This is a genomic window from Sulfitobacter sp. SH24, from assembly GCF_965641895.1.
Classification (GTDB): domain Bacteria; phylum Pseudomonadota; class Alphaproteobacteria; order Rhodobacterales; family Rhodobacteraceae; genus Sulfitobacter; species Sulfitobacter dubius.
Window position 1 is genome coordinate 766,517 of record NZ_OZ282575.1, and the last position, 14,573, is coordinate 781,089.

At 61.8% G+C, this 14,573-nt stretch carries 11 protein-coding genes; 6 read left to right on the forward strand and 5 right to left on the reverse strand.

Annotated features, from left to right (window positions below):
* The first annotated feature begins 666 nt into the window (after positions 1-666).
* The 4 genes from ACSQ16_RS06270 (at position 667) to ACSQ16_RS06285 (ending at position 5,731) form a co-directional block, all read left to right on the forward strand.
* Positions 667-2,235: an ABC transporter substrate-binding protein gene (locus ACSQ16_RS06270; protein WP_243261298.1), complete on the forward strand. Its 1,569-nt coding sequence runs from the start codon at positions 667-669 to the stop codon at positions 2,233-2,235.
* Positions 2,236-2,317: 82 nt separating this feature from the next.
* Positions 2,318-3,274, forward strand: coding sequence for an ABC transporter permease (locus tag ACSQ16_RS06275; protein WP_067630964.1), 957 nt, complete (start codon positions 2,318-2,320; stop codon positions 3,272-3,274).
* 2 nt (positions 3,275-3,276) lie between these two features.
* The gene (locus tag ACSQ16_RS06280) at positions 3,277-4,095 is read left to right on the forward strand and encodes an ABC transporter permease (protein WP_243261297.1); all 819 of its coding nucleotides are present in this window, start codon (positions 3,277-3,279) and stop codon (positions 4,093-4,095) included.
* A gap of 19 nt (positions 4,096-4,114) precedes the next feature.
* On the forward strand, positions 4,115-5,731 hold the full coding sequence (locus tag ACSQ16_RS06285; protein WP_243261296.1) for an ABC transporter ATP-binding protein: 1,617 nt from the start codon (positions 4,115-4,117) through the stop codon (positions 5,729-5,731).
* A 10-nt stretch (positions 5,732-5,741) separates the two neighbouring features.
* Here the strand turns inward: ACSQ16_RS06285 and ACSQ16_RS06290 are convergent, their stop codons facing one another.
* From ACSQ16_RS06290 to ACSQ16_RS06310, 5 genes are read right to left on the reverse strand one after another with little or no spacing between them, the layout of a single operon-like run.
* Entirely contained in the window at positions 5,742-7,073 is a 1,332-nt protein-coding gene (locus ACSQ16_RS06290) for an aspartate aminotransferase family protein (protein ID WP_243261295.1), read from the reverse strand.
* A gap of 3 nt (positions 7,074-7,076) precedes the next feature.
* On the reverse strand, positions 7,077-8,189 hold the full coding sequence (locus ACSQ16_RS06295; RefSeq protein ID WP_243261294.1) for a phosphotransferase: 1,113 nt from the start codon (positions 8,187-8,189) through the stop codon (positions 7,077-7,079).
* Positions 8,186-9,475, reverse strand: a complete 1,290-nt coding sequence (locus ACSQ16_RS06300) for an ArgE/DapE family deacylase (protein WP_243261293.1) — start codon at positions 9,473-9,475, stop codon at positions 8,186-8,188. Before ACSQ16_RS06300 ends, ACSQ16_RS06295 begins: the two co-directional genes overlap by 4 nt.
* Before the next feature lie 19 nt (positions 9,476-9,494).
* Complete coding sequence (locus tag ACSQ16_RS06305; protein ID WP_243261292.1) at positions 9,495-11,057, reverse strand: acetolactate synthase large subunit; 1,563 nt, start codon at positions 11,055-11,057, stop codon at positions 9,495-9,497.
* Complete coding sequence (locus ACSQ16_RS06310) at positions 11,054-12,082, reverse strand: histone deacetylase family protein (protein ID WP_243261291.1); 1,029 nt, start codon at positions 12,080-12,082, stop codon at positions 11,054-11,056. The genes ACSQ16_RS06305 and ACSQ16_RS06310 overlap by 4 nt, the downstream gene beginning before the upstream one ends.
* A 123-nt stretch (positions 12,083-12,205) precedes the next feature.
* On the opposite strand from ACSQ16_RS06310, the gene ACSQ16_RS06315 reads away from it, so the two are divergent.
* Together ACSQ16_RS06315 and ACSQ16_RS06320 are read left to right on the forward strand one after the other, a co-directional pair.
* A complete protein-coding gene (locus tag ACSQ16_RS06315) occupies positions 12,206-12,865 on the forward strand; it encodes a GntR family transcriptional regulator (RefSeq protein ID WP_243261290.1) in 660 nt (219 codons plus the stop codon).
* Positions 12,866-12,964: 99 nt separating this feature from the next.
* A complete protein-coding gene (locus tag ACSQ16_RS06320) occupies positions 12,965-14,539 on the forward strand; it encodes an ABC transporter substrate-binding protein (protein ID WP_394805068.1) in 1,575 nt (524 codons plus the stop codon).
* Positions 14,540-14,573 lie beyond the last annotated feature (34 nt).

The window sequence follows — 14,573 nt, forward strand, 5'->3', positions numbered from 1 at the left end:
CGAAAGCTCAAGCTGTCCACTATCCGCGAATGCCGCCCTAGCTGTCGAGTGTTTCAGGGCAGAGCGGATCATTCTGTTGGGGTAAGTATCTCGCAGTACTCCGATGGCATCGGGCCCTATTTCCGTTCCGCATCGGATTGACCGAGGGGAGGGCACAGCGGATCTGATTTCTTGCTTCTGTTTGCTGCGCTACCCGAAGTTTTTCGAAAAAGTTGTGTGGAAGCCATGTCTGAAAGATGATCCTGTCGGGCGCTCGCAGCCCGCAGCGCCAAGAGTGCTGTGCGTTGCGCGATTTGACGGTAAGGACGCGAGACCATAGGCAGGGAGGTCATCTTTTCAAGACAATCAACGTTTTGATATTATGCTATAAACATCAGTCGCCGTAGCGTAAGTTGGCCCCTCTACGTTCAGGCACCTATACCCCGGTCAAAGAACGGGCTATGCCTATGTCCAAGATCATGTGAGCGGGGCGAACGACCGTGAATGATCACTTGGCGGACAAATGCGCGCTGCTGTTTGCAGCCGTCGCGTTTAGACTGCGATGGCGGGCCGAGATGTTACGCCTATGCAGGCGCGAAGGCGAAATGGATCGCCGTGCGACCGCAATAATATTCCGGGCGCTCAGACAGAGCGTTTGACCAAAGAAAACAACTTAAGGGGGATACGATGACCAACTTTACAAAACCCAACGGCGGACCAAACCGCCGCGGCTTTCTTGCCGGAACCGCTGCTGTCGGTGCCGGCCTGCTTCTACCGCACGGTGCTTTCGCGCAGGCGCAGCCTAAAAAGGGCGGCACGCTGCGGGTTGGCTTTACCCAAGGGTCGACCTCCGACAGCCTTGATCCTGCAACCTTCAACAACGACTTCATGTTCGCCAGCGGCTATGCGGTCTTTAACACTCTGACGGAAATTGCCCCCGACGGCACCGCCCAGCCCGACTTGGCTGAGAGCTTTGAGGCCAGCAGCGACGCGGCCACATGGACCTTCCGCCTGCGCGACAACGCGCAATTCTCGGACGGCAAAACGGCGACGGCGAATGACGTGATCGCCTCGATCCGTCACCACATGGGGCCAGAGTCCAAATCTGGTATCAAACCGCTGCTAGAGCAGATCACCGACATCCGCGCCGACGGCGACAAGGTTGTGATCTTTGAACTGGCCGCCGGCAATGCGGATTTCCCGTTCATCTTCAATGACTACCACCTTGGCATTCGCCAAGACACCGGCGATGGCACGATCGACCCCAACAGCCGCATCGGCACCGGCGGCTATGTGATCGACGTCTTCGAGCCGGGCGTGCGGGTCGAACTGACGCGCCGCGATGACTACTGGAAAGAGGGCCGCGCGCATTTCGACAAGGTGGTGATCCTCAAAGTAGGCGATCCGGCGGCCCGGATGAACGCGCTGATGACCGGCGAGGTTGATCTGATCGACCGGCCTGACCTCAAGACAATCAACCTGCTGGGCCGCGCGCCCAACGTGAAGATCCACACCCAAGACGGCACGCTGCATTACATCATGCCGATGCAGACCAACACGGCCCCGTTTGACGACATGAACGTGCGGATGGCGCTGAAATACGGCATCAACCGCGAAGACATGATCGAAAAGGTTCTGCGTGGCTATGGCACCGTGGGCAACGACCAACCAATCTCGCGCTCGATGCCCTATTACAACGATGACCTTGAGCAGATCACCTATGATCCGGAGCGGGCGAAATACCACCTGAAACAGGCGGGGCTTGAAAGCCTTGATGTGACGCTGTCCACCTCGGACGCGGCCTTTAGTGGGGCGGTGGACGCCTCCGTGCTCTTTGCCGAAAGCGCGCGGCCTGCTGGCTTGAACATCGACGTGAAGCGCGAGCCGGATGACGGTTATTGGTCGAACGTCTGGCTGCAAAAGCCCTTCTGCTGCTCCTATTGGGGCGGGCGTCCGACGCCTGACCTGATGTTCTCGACCGGCTATGCCGCCGATGCGGAGTGGAACGAGACCAAATGGGACAATGAGCGTTTCAACGAACTGCTCTTGCAAGCGCGGCCTGAGTTGGACCAGACCCGCCGCGCCGAGATGTACGGCGAGATGCAAAAGATCGTGAAAGAGCAGGGCGGCGCGCTGATCCCGGCCTTTGGTCAATATGTCTCGGCCATGAGCGAAAGCGTTCAGATGCCTGAGGAAGTGTCCGAGATGTGGGATCTCGACAGCCAGCGCTTCATCGAACGCTGGTGGATGGCGTAAACTATCACTGCATACGGACGGCCCCGACGGGCCGTCCGTTTCTGTTCCAAATGGCCCGATCCGGGCCGGAGAAAACCTTAGCATGTCCCGGCTTCAGAAGCTTGTTATCGGTCGAGTGTCCCTCGGCATCCTGACCCTGTTTGTGGTCTCCGCCCTAATGTTTGTCGGCATCGAACTCTTGCCCGGTGATCTGGCGCAGCAGATTCTTGGCCAATCGGCGACTGAATCGACCCTTGCGGCATTCCGCGCCGAACTGGGCCTCGATCAGCCCGCGCATCTTCGCTATCTCGATTGGTTGGGTGGTGTGCTGCGCGGTGACTTTGGCACTTCGCTCGCGTCGGGGCGCGAAGTATCCGAGCTTTTGGGGCCGCGGCTTGCCAATACCATGTTTCTGGCCACCTATGCCGCCGTCATCGCCGCCCCGCTGGCGGTGATCCTCGGCCTTCTGGCGGCGCTGTGGCGCAACACGCTGTTTGACCGTGGCGTAAACCTGACCGCGCTTTCCGCGATCTCTATGCCCGAGTTTTTCGTGGGCTATGTTCTGATCTTATTCCTGTCGATCAAGGCCGGCGTCTTCCCGACGCTGGCGCGGATCGACAGCGCCACGGGGCTGTGGGACGCGCTTTACCGCAGCTTTCTGCCCGCGCTGACGCTTATTCTGGTAGTCGTCGCCCATATGATGCGGATGACGCGGGCGGCCATCATCAACGTGCTCGCCTCGCCCTATATCGAGATGGCCCGCCTTAAGGGTGTGCCGCGCTGGCGCATCATCGTGCAGCACGCGCTGCCCAATGCATTGGCGCCGATCGTCAATGTCGTGGCGCTGAACCTTGCCTATCTGGTGGTCGGCGTGGTGGTGGTAGAGGTCGTCTTTTCCTACCCCGGTCTTGGGCAGTTGCTGGTGGATGCGGTCTCAAGCCGGGATTTCCCGGTGGTGCAGGCGGTGGGGCTGTTCTTTGCCGCTGTTTACATCACGCTCAACGTCTTGGCCGACATCATCTCGATTATGTCGAACCCGCGTCTGCGGCACGGGAGATAACGATGAAATCTTTGCTGAAATCCGCGCCCCCCTCGGCGATCTTTGGGATGGTGGTCCTGGCCATCGTCGCCTTTACGGGGATATTCGCGCCCATCGTCGCGCCCTATGGCGAGACGCAGGTGGTAGGCGATGCCTATTTGCCATGGAGTGCGGCGCATCCGCTGGGCACTGACAATCTGGGCCGCGATATGCTGTCGCGGATGGTCTTTGGGGCGCGCAATACGGTCGGGCTGGCGCTGCTGACGACGGCTATTTCCTTTTCGGTCGGGTCAACGCTGGGGATGCTGGCCGCGCTCAAAGGCGGCTGGCTGGACGAAGTCCTGTCACGCTTGGTCGATGTGCTGATGGCCGTGCCGCCGTTGATCTTGGCGCTGATGCTCTTGGCCATCGTCGGCCCGTCGATCCCGAATATGGTCGGGGTGATCGCGGTGATCTATGTGGCGCCGGTCTACCGGCTGTCGCGGGCTGCGGCGATGAATGTCGTGGGCCTTGATTTTGTCGAAGCCGCAAGACTGCGCGGAGAGCGCACACCATGGCTGCTGCGCCGCGAAATTTTGCCCAACATTTGGTCGACCTTGATCGCCGAGTTTGGGGTGCGCTTTTGTTTCGTGTTCCTCTTTATCGCGGCGCTGTCCTTTCTTGGCATCGGGATCCAACCGCCCACGGCGGACTGGGGGTCGATGGTAAAGGAAAACGCCACCTTGATCAGTTTCGGGGATATCACCCCGTTGATCCCGGCGGCGGCCATCGCCTTGCTGACGGTTGCGATCAACCTGATCGTCGATTGGATGCTGCACCGCGCCAGCGGTCTGAAAAGTTAACCGAGCAGGGGCCAAGCATATGGGAAATCTTCTGAACATTGGCGGTCTCCGGCTTGAGGCAGGCAGCCGCGCGCGGCCCAATGTGATCCTCAAAGGGCTCGATCTGGAACTGGAGCGGGGTGAAGTGCTGGGCCTTGTCGGTGAAAGCGGGGCGGGCAAAAGCTCCGCCGGGCTGGCGGCGATGGGCTATGTCCGCGACGGGGTGCGCTTTGCCGGGGGCAGCGTCGAATTCGACGGGGCCGAGTTAATCGGCATGGGGCGCGGGCAATTGCGCCGGTTGCACGGCAAGCGCATCGCCTATGTCGCCCAGTCCGCCGCGGCGAGCTTCAACCCCGCTAAGACGTTGATCGACCAATATACCGAAGCGCCCCGCCTGCACGGTGTCTCGGGCCGTGCGGCGGCAGAGCAGGACGCCGTCGCGCTCTATCGTCAGATGCAATTGCCCAACCCCGAAGAGATCGGCTTTCGCTACCCGCACCAAGTGTCGGGCGGCCAGTTGCAGCGGGCGATGACGGCCATGGCCATGGCCTGCCGCCCCGACTTGATCATCTTTGATGAGCCGACGACCGCCTTGGACGTGACCACCCAGATCGAAGTGCTGGGCGCGATCCGTGATATTGTCGAGCAATATGACACGGCGGCGATCTATATCACTCATGATCTGGCGGTGGTCAGCCAGATGGCTGACCGCATCTGCGTGATGAAGGATGGCGAGGCGGTCGAGACCGCGCCGACCAAAACCATGTTGGACGCCCCGCAGGAGGAATACACCCGCTCGCTCTGGGCCGTGCGGTCGTTTCGCCGCCCCGACGCTGAGGCGGGGGAGGCTCCGGCGCTGATCCGCTGCGAGGGGGTCTCGGCGGCCTATGGGCCGATGACCGTGCTGGATAATCTAAACTTCACCTTCCCGCGCGGCCAGACCACGGCGGTGGTGGGGGAAAGCGGGTCGGGGAAATCCACCCTCGCGCGGGTGATTGCGGGGCTGCTGCCCCCCGCCTCGGGGCAGTTTTTCTGGGATGACGCCCCGCTGGAGCCACGGCTGGCAAAGCGCGACCCCGAGACGCTGCGCAACATTCAGATGATCTATCAATCGGCGGATACCTCGCTGAACCCGCGCCACAATATCCGCGAGATATTGACGCGCCCGGTGCGCAAGTTCACGGGCCGCAAGGGGCAAGAGCTTCGGGCGCGGGTGGAGGAGTTGATGGATTTGGTCGACCTCGACCGCGCCTTCCTTGACCGCAAACCCAGCGAACTCTCCGGCGGTCAGAAGCAGCGCGTTGGTATCGCCCGCGCGCTTGCCGCCGAGCCTGAGTTCATCATCTGCGACGAGGTCACCAGCGCGCTGGACCAATTGGTGGCCGAGGGGATTCTGCGGCTGCTGGTGCGTTTGCAGACCGAGCTGGACCTGACCTTCATGTTCATCACCCATGACTTGGCCACGGTAGAGGCGATTGCCCATAAGGTGATCGTGCTCAAGAATGGCCAGATCGTGGAGCAGGGCGGGCGTGATGAGATCTTCTGCGACCCAAAGCAGGCCTATACCAAGCGGCTGCTGACATCGGTGCCGCAGATGGACCCGGAATGGCTGACCGAGGCCCGCGCGCGGGAGCGGGCCTTGCGCGAGGCGCAGTAGGGCCGCAGGGTTAAACCCCCTCGGCCCGCGCGGCGGCGAAGGCGGCTTCGGTCGCGTCGAGGAACAGCGTGGCCTCGGCCTGCTGCAAGACAAGCGGGGGGCGGATTTTCATCACATTGGCCCCCGGCCCGGTGGCGCTGATAAGCACGCCATTCTGGCGCAGGTGGTTGACCACGAATTTGGCGCGGGCGGCGTCGGGCGCGTTGGTCTCGCGCGCGGTGACGCATTCGACCGCCAGAAACAACCCCGCGCCGCGCACATGGCCGATCTCGGGGTAGCGGGTCGCGATGTCTTGCAAGCCGCCCTTGAGGTAGCCGCCGACGGCTGTGGCATTGGCCTGCAACCCCTCATCCACGATCACGTCGAGCACGGCCATGCCTGCGGCGGCGGCCACGGGGTTGCCGCCAAAGGTGTTGAAATAGCGTGCCTTTTCGCCGAACTCCTGCACCAGCTCTGGCCGCATCGCGGTGCCGGAAAGGGGGAAACCATTGCCCATCGGCTTGCCCATCGTGACCATGTCAGGCACCAGCCTGTGGCGCTGGAACCCCCAGAAGGCGTCGCCGGTACGGGCAAAGCCGGGCTGCACCTCATCGGCGATGAATAGCCCGCCCTCGGCGCGGATCAGATCGACCGCCGGTTGCAGGAACCCCGCCGGATCGGGATGCAGCCCATCGCTGGAAAAGATCGTATCGACGATGAAGGCCGCAGGCTCGACGCCATCGGCGCGCATCTCGGCAATCGCTTGGCCCAGATCGGCGGCGAGTTTGGCCCCTTGCTCGGCTGCCGGAATACGCAGCGTGTCGGGCGCGTCGATGAGCCGGATGCGCGGGCTGCGCGGGGTGAAATCGCCCAGAGAGGGGGAGAGTTCGGCCACCGCTTCGGTCAGCCCGTGATAGGCAAGGCGGGTCACGATGACGCCCTCGCGCCGGGTATAGCTGCGGGCGATGCGCAGGGCGATGTCATTCGCCTCGGACCCGGTGCAGGTGAACATGACATGACCGAGTGCATCGGGCATCGTGGCGAGCAGCCGTTCGGCGTAAGTCACCACGTTTTCATGCAGATAGCGGGTGTGGGTGTTCAGCACGCCCAACTGGTGGGTGATCGCCTCGACCACGCGCGGATGACAATGGCCGACCGAGGCGACGTTGTTATAGGCATCAAGGTATTTGCGTCCGTCTTTGTCCCAGAGCCAGACACCCTCACTGCGCGTGATATGCAGCGGCTGGTCGTAGAACAGCCGGTAGGCGGGACCGAGCGCCTTGGCGCGGCGGTCGATCAGGGCGCGGTCGGCGGGGCTTAGGGCGTCAGCTTGGGCGTTGTCATAGGCGTTGATCATGGTCATCGGTCACTCCGTCCCCGCAGCATGGTGCAGGGCTTTGATCGCGGCGGGGTCGCCCACATGGTCGAGCGCGGCCAGCCCGCGTTGCGAGGCGGCGGCGTTGCGCAGGATATAGGGGGCGTTGTCGGGATAGCGCCGGGCGCGGGAGGCGCCGATGGCCAAGGTGGTGGCGTGGCGCAGGCGGATCAGACTGGGCAGAAGCGCGATCTCTTCGGCTTCCAGCGGCAGCCGTGCGGCAAAGCCCGCGACCATCTCGCAGATGGCGCCGAGCGGGTGCGCGTCGTGGCCGAGTTGATAGGAGCAGGCCACCGCCAGATCACAGGCCAGCGGCGTATGCACCATATCGCCGAAGTCGATCAGCCCGACGGGGTGCTGCGCCTGTGGCGCGTCGACCAAAATGTTATGAGGGTTGAAGTCGTTATGCACGATCTGCGCCCGTAGATGTGGAAGCTGGGGCGCGACCTCCGCATCAAAGTGATCAAGGGCGCGCCCCAGTTGGGCGCGCAAGGCGGCGTCTTGCACATCCGCCAGCAGCGGGCGCAGATGGCCTGCCTGTTTGATGTCCCACTGCAGAAAATGTCCCCCCGCCGGATGGAAAAAACCGCGCAGCCCCAGTGCCACCCGCGCGTGAAAATCCCCCAAAGCGCGGTGAAGGCCGGGGCGCGGCGTGGCATTGCTGAGGACAGTGCCGCCAAGGAAGGTCATCAAACGCACGACATGGGGCTGCCCATCGGCGGCGGTGGCCACTTCGGCGGCCTTGCCGCTGAGGCTGGCGCAGATGCGCTGCACGGGGAGGTCGGGATCAGCGGTGGCCAGATGCATCAACGCGGCAGTCTGCATATCAGTTACAGCACGCTCTTCGGCGGCATTGGTGATCTTCAGCAACGCCTCTTCTCCGCTTGGCAGGGTGATCAGGAAATTTGCATCCTTCTCTGCCGCCAGTGGCTTGATCTCACCTGAGATACCATAGCGTTGCAAGGCAACCTCTGCCGCGCGTGCCGCGTCAAAGGCGGGCGGATCTTGCGCTAGAAGATCGGTCTTGTTGCCGCTCTCTTCGGCCAGCACACCGCTGAGAAAGGGGGGCAAGCCGCCTTGAGGCGTGATCCCGACCTCGGTCATGGGGTGATGTCCTCGGTCCCGCACCATTCGGCGATAAACAGCGCCATGGCTTGGGTGATCTTTTTCACCGAACTCAGACTGACGGATTCATTGATCCCATGGATGTTGCGCGATTTTGGCCCGTAGCAGAGCGCCGGGATCTTGTTGTAAAGCGCATAGACCCGCGTATCGAGATAGCCCGCTGTCATAAAGGACTGTAGCGGCGCGCCGATGGCCTCTTCATGGGCGCGTTCCAACACGGCTTCGGCTTCGCTGCCCGGCTCCAGCACATAGCCTTCGGCGTGAAAGCCGTTAAAGACCACTTTGGGCGGGTTATTGGACAGGAAGTTGTCACTCTGAGCGAAGGTCTTGACCCGCTCGGTGATCTCCCGCGCGGCATCCTCGGCACTGCGGCCCGGATAGATGGAAACGCGGCAATCAATGTTGCACCATGACGGCACCGATGACGCCCAATCACCGCCTTCGATCTTGCCGATGTTGAGGTTAATGGGATGGGCTTCGTCTTCGAAATGCGGGTGGTCGCCTTTCTCGGCGTTCCAGTCCTCCTCCATCTCGCGCAGGGCGGTGATGACGCGGGTCGCCGCGTCGATGGCATTGGCCCCTTCGCCCATTTCGCGCACATGGACGGGCACGCCGCGTACTTGTACCTGAAACCAAATGACACCGGTGTTGGCGCGGACCAGCATCTCTTCTTCGGGTTCGGGGATGAAGGCCGCATCGGCGGTGTAGCCTTGCAGGAAGGTCTGGAGCGCGCCGTTGCCGGTGGATTCCTCCTCGACCACGGATTGCACATAGACGGTCGCCGCCGGTTGCAACCCGATGCGGCGCAGCGCGTCGAGCGCAAAGATATTCGCCGCAGCACCCGCCTTCATATCGCCCGCGCCCCGGCCATACATCCAATCGCCGTCGATCTTGGCCGAGTAGGGCGGATCGTCCCACATGTCGTGCAACCCCTCGGGCACCACGTCCAGATGCGATTGCAGGATCAGCGAGCGGCCCGTCTCATCGCGCGGACGGTGGATTCCCACGACGATGGGCGCGTCGGAATGATCGTCCGAATATTTCGACCCGCCGGGATGCGCCTCGATCGCGGCGCGGTCCATCTTGAAACGGTCCATCGCATAGCCACGGCTTTGCAGGTTGCGAAACAGCAGGTCTTGGATCGCATGTTCATGGCCGCGCAGCGAAGGGGTCTGCACGAGTTGTTGGGTAAAGCTCACTTGCTCAGCGAAGCCATCTTCGACAGCCTGAAGGATGCGGGATTTCAGATCAGGATCGAGGGTCATGTCGTGTCCTTTCGGTGGGTTACAGCATCGCTTCGATGAGGAAGGGGCCGGGCTCTTTCGCAGCCTCTTCGATGGTGCGCATCAAGTCGGCGATGTCTTCGACCCGTTTGCCCGGCACGCCCATGCCCTTGGCCATCGCGACGAAATCCAATTGCGGGCGGTCGAGGTTCAGCATGCTCAGCGCATCAGGGCCGGGTTGGGCACCGACGTTGTGCAACTCGCCCTTGAGGATCTCATAGGACTGGTTGGCGAGGATGATCGTGGTGACGTTGGAGTTCTCGCGCGCTTGGGTCCAGAGTCCTTGGATGGTGTACATGGCCGAGCCATCTGCCTGCAGCGTGATGACCGGACGGTCGGGGCAGGCGATGGCCGCTCCGGCGGAGAGGGGGATGCCGATGCCGATCGACCCGCCAGTCAGCGCGAGCCAAGTGTTCGGCGCGGCACTGTCGCCTGCGGGGAAGGTGGCCCCGCCAGAGGATACCGCCTCATCGACCACAATCGCATCTTCGGGCAATGCGTTCGCCAAGGCCGCGCCGAGGTTTTGCAAGGTGATGCCGCCCGCTTGCGGCGCCGCGGGCCGTGCGTGGTCGCGCGGGGTGGCGGGTTTCGCGCCGATACGGTCTGCCAGTGCGGCCAAAGCCGTGGGGCCGTCCGCATCGACGGCGGCTAGGGTCACATTATGGCAATCGACCGGCAGCAGCAGGCTCGGTTTGCCGGGATAGGCAAAGAAGGCGACGGGGGGCGGCGTCTCGATGAGGATCGCGCGGCTGTAGGGGGCAAGGCATTCAAGGGCTGCGTTGATCGGGTAGGGGACTTTGTTGATCGCAAAGCGGCCCTGCCCACGCTCCATCCGGCGGTTCGAGGTGGGCGCGAGGATGTCGGCCCCAGTCTTGTCTGCAATGCCGTGCAGCAGGGCCATCGCCTCTTGGTTTTCCAACACCGCGCTGCCGACCAGCAGAACGGTTTTCTCACCGCTCTCCAAAGCCTTGATCGCGGCATCTAACGCGCGTTCATCCAACGGGGCAGGGGCGGCGGGGGCCACGACCTCGGCCATTTTGCCGCCCGCGTCCCAGCCGATGTCCGCAGGGGCGATCAGTGTGGCGACCTTGCCGGGCTTGCTCTGCGCCACGGCGAGGGCGGTCATCGCATCAGCGGCAAAACTACCCGCATCACGGCCCGAACGCACCCAGTCGCTGAAGGGTGCACAGGCACCTTCGACATCTGCCGAGAGGGGGGCGTCATATTTCTGGTGCCGCAACGCGTGATCGCCCACAAGGTTCACCATTGGCACCCGTGCCTTGCGGGCGTTGTGCAGGTTGGCGGCGGCATTGGCGAAACCGGGCGCGAGGTGCAGCAGGGTCACTGCCGGTTTCCCGGCCATGCGGGCATAGCCATCGGCGGCACCGGTCACCACCCCCTCAAACAACCCCAAGACGCAGCGCATCAGTTTGGTGCGGTCCAGCGCGTCGACGAATTGCATCTCAGAAGTGCCGGGATTGGCGAAACAGACCTCCACCCCGCCCGCATGTAGGCTGCGGACAACGCTTTCAGCGCCGTTCATCTCTTTGGGTGTCTTGCTCATGCTGTGGCCTCGCGGAATGTCGTGAGAAATGATTTTGCGTTATCGGCAAGGGAGGGGCCAAGGTAGCCGCCCTCTTGAATCAATGCCGTGGGAAGGTTCAGCGCCGCCAGACGCCGCGCCATTTCGGCAAAGCCGTCGGGGTAGACGTTCACGGCGGCCAGCGGATCGTCGGCGGCCATGTCAAAGCCCAGCGAGACCACGAGCGCCTCGGCCCCGAAATCACGGATCGCGGCGATGCCCTTGTCGAGCAGGGCCAGCACGTCATCTTGGCTCGCGCCCTGTTCCAGCAGCAGGTTCAGCGATTTACCCGCCCCGTCGCCTTCGCCCGTCTCATCGGCATGGCCGAGGTAGAAGGTGGGGTAGGTGGCCGGATCGGGATGCAGTGAGCAAAAGAAGATGTCGCCGCGTTCGTAGAGGATGTCGAGCGAGCCATTGCCGGTGTGCACGTCGATATCGATCAGCGCGACCTTTTTGTAGGTCTGGGTCAGATGCTCCGCCGCAATGCAGGCGTTGTTGAAAAAGCAAAACCCGTTCGAGCAATCGCGCATCGCGTGGTGGCCGGGCGGACGGCAGAGCGCATAGGCGGCGCGGGCACCCGCCGCCACCGTCTGAGCCGTCTCAATGGCGGTTTGGGCCGACCAATAGGCCGCGTCCCATGACCCTTCGGTCAGTGGGGTCGATGTGTCGGTCATCCACCAGCCCAACTGGCCGTGAATGTCCTTGGGCTCTTTCCCGCGCCGCACGCCGGGGTGCATGGTTGGGATGGCCAGCGCATCAGGGCCCGCGCTTTCGACGAAACGGGCATGGGCGTCGGGCAGGAAGTCGACATAGTCAGGGTTGTGCACGGCCTTGATCGGGGCAAGCCCGTGGTCTTGGGGTTTGGTAATCTTAAACCCTTCGCCGATTAACATATCGCGTAGAATTTCAGCACGTTGTGGCTGTTCTTGATGCGGCATGGCCGCGCCGCGCCGAAAGTAGTGGGTCGGTGCATGGCCAAGCTGGCGTTCGTCGAAAAAGACTTTCATCACATTCCCTGTGGTCTGATGTCGCTGCGGCAGAGCATTGCAGTTTTAATTTGCAGGCTCAATAGAAATGATGCATCATGCATCATAACTGGCCATGGTTCGGTCGGTAAGGACGAGGGCGCGATGGCCGAGATCAGTCAAGTTTCGTTGGGCGATGCGATCTATGATCGGGTCTGTCAGGACTTGGTAGAAGGCAAGCTGCGCCCGAATGAAAAGGTCACCATTCGCGGCTTGGCCGAGCGGCTGGGCACCAGTTCGACGCCAGTACGCGACGCGGTGCAGCGGCTTTTGCGGGATGAGGCTTTGATCCAGCGCAGCATGCGCGACGTGCGCGTGCCGGTGCTGACAGAGGCGCAGTATCTTGAGATCGCAAGCATCCGGCGCGAGTTGGAGGGTTTTGCCGCAGGCCGCGCCGCCGAGATGGTGGGCCCCAAGGAGGTCCGCCGCCTGAAAAAGATCGTGGAGAGGAATGAAGCCGCAGCCGTGGCCGGGCGCTGGCCGCAGGCGGTGAAGTACAATCAGGAGTTCCACTTCGCATTGGTGGAGGCGGCTGAGATGCCGATCCTGCTGGCGATACTCAGCGGGCTGTGGCTGCGCATGGGGCCGCTAATTGCCGGGTACTATGCGCGGGAACAACTGGGGCTGGTCCGACATCATCAGGCGATCATTGCCGCCTGTGAAAATCGCGATCCTGCGGCGGCTGCCGCGGAGATGCGCGCAGACATAGATGACGCAAAGGAGGGGATCATCAGATACATCCAATCGTTCACCATAGACGAATAAGCAATTCAAGCGCTGCGCATCGCGCGGCCATCACCCAAACGACTGCAAGAAGCCGACATCAGATCGGACGCTGTCACTGGGCGAGTTAAAGCAAAACCAATGGGGATTTACATGCTACACACCACTAAATTAACCGCAGCCGTTCTGGCGCTGGCACTGGCCGGGCCACTGGCCGCGCAGGATGGCGAACCAAAATCCGGTGGCACGCTCAACGTTGTGATCCAACCCGAACCGCCCAGCCTGATGATCGGCCTTGTGCAGAACGGCCCGACACAGATGGTCGGCGGCGATATCTACGAAAGCCTGCTGCGCTATGATTTCGATCTGAAACCCGAAGGCCAATTGGCTGAATCTTGGGAGATTTCAGAGGACGGCAAGACCTATACCTTCAAGCTGCGCGAAGGCGTGGTTTTCCATGATGGAGAGCCCTTCACCTCGGCGGATGTTGAATTCTCCATGGATAAGTTCCTGCGCGAGAGCCATTCGCGGATGCGCACCTATATGGAGCATGTTGAGAGCATTGAGACGCCGGATGAATACACGGTCGTCTTTAACCTGAAGCAGCCCTTCGGCCCCTTCATCGGCATCTTTGAGCCGGGCACCGCGCCCATGATCCCAAAACACATCTACGAAGGCACGGATTTCGCAAACAATGAGGCGAACAACACGCCCATCGGCACCGGCCCCTTCAAGTTCGACAAATGGGAAAAGGGCAGCTTCATCCATCTGGTCAAGAACGAAGACTACTACATGGAGGGCAAACCCTACGTTGACGAAGTCTATTACCATGTGATCCCCGACGCGGCCTCCCGCGCCGTGGCCTATGAGACCGGCAAGGTCGACGTGCTGCCCGGCGGCTCGGTCGAAAACTTCGACGTGGCGCGCATTCAGGCGATGGACAACACCTGCATCACCGACAAAGGCTGGGAATACTTTGGCCCGCTGTCTTGGATGTGGGTGAACAACGACAACAAGCCGCTTGATGATGTGAAGGTACGCAAGGCGATCATGCATGGCGTCGACCGCCAGTTCGCCAAGGACGCGCTTTGGAATGGTCTGGGCAAGGTCTCGACCGGGCCGCTGTCGTCCTCCACCCGTTTCTATGACGGCGATACGCCGGATATCTCCTATGATCCGGAAAAGGCCAAAGCACTGCTGGAAGAAAGCAGCTATGACGGTGAAACCATCCGCATCTTGGGTCTGCCTTACGGTGAGACGTGGCAGCGCTGGGCGGAGGCGGTCAAACAGAACCTGAGCGAGATCGGCATGACGACCGAGATCGTGCCGTCGGATGTGGCGGGTTGGAACCAGAAGGTCGCAGATCGCGACTATGATCTCGCCTTTACCTACCTCTACCAATACGGTGATCCCGCACTTGGCGTTTCGCGGACCTATATGGGCGACAATGCCGCTCCTGGTTCGCCTTGGAACAACGTGGCAAACTATCAAAATGCCGAAACGGACAAGCTGTTCGCCGAAGCGGCACTGATGGCCAGCCCCGAAGAGCGCAAGGCCGCCTATAAGGAGATCCAAGATCAGATCGTCGAAGATGTGCCGAACATCTGGCTCTTGGAGCTGGGCTTCCCCACGATCTACCGCTGTGACGTGAAGAACCCCGTTAACACCGCCTTTGGTGTGAACGACGGTTTCCGCGACGTGTGGCTGGATAAGTAAACGACGCACCTATGCGCAAGGTTCGGGCTGCTTA

Bases quoted from the DNA above. Each gene is read 5' to 3' on its own strand.
- ACSQ16_RS06270 (WP_243261298.1), top strand. From the start codon at position 667: ATGACCAACTTTACAAAACCCAACGGCGGACCAAACCGCCGCGGCTTT.
- ACSQ16_RS06275 (WP_067630964.1), top strand. From the start codon at position 2,318: ATGTCCCGGCTTCAGAAGCTTGTTATCGGTCGAGTGTCCCTCGGCATC.
- ACSQ16_RS06280 (WP_243261297.1), top strand. From the start codon at position 3,277: ATGAAATCTTTGCTGAAATCCGCGCCCCCCTCGGCGATCTTTGGGATG.
- ACSQ16_RS06285 (WP_243261296.1), top strand. From the start codon at position 4,115: ATGGGAAATCTTCTGAACATTGGCGGTCTCCGGCTTGAGGCAGGCAGC.
- ACSQ16_RS06290 (WP_243261295.1), bottom strand. From the start codon at position 7,073: ATGACCATGATCAACGCCTATGACAACGCCCAAGCTGACGCCCTAAGC.
- ACSQ16_RS06295 (WP_243261294.1), bottom strand. From the start codon at position 8,189: ATGACCGAGGTCGGGATCACGCCTCAAGGCGGCTTGCCCCCCTTTCTC.
- ACSQ16_RS06300 (WP_243261293.1), bottom strand. From the start codon at position 9,475: ATGACCCTCGATCCTGATCTGAAATCCCGCATCCTTCAGGCTGTCGAA.
- ACSQ16_RS06305 (WP_243261292.1), bottom strand. From the start codon at position 11,057: ATGAGCAAGACACCCAAAGAGATGAACGGCGCTGAAAGCGTTGTCCGC.
- ACSQ16_RS06310 (WP_243261291.1), bottom strand. From the start codon at position 12,082: ATGAAAGTCTTTTTCGACGAACGCCAGCTTGGCCATGCACCGACCCAC.
- ACSQ16_RS06315 (WP_243261290.1), top strand. From the start codon at position 12,206: ATGGCCGAGATCAGTCAAGTTTCGTTGGGCGATGCGATCTATGATCGG.
- ACSQ16_RS06320 (WP_394805068.1), top strand. From the start codon at position 12,965: ATGGGGATTTACATGCTACACACCACTAAATTAACCGCAGCCGTTCTG.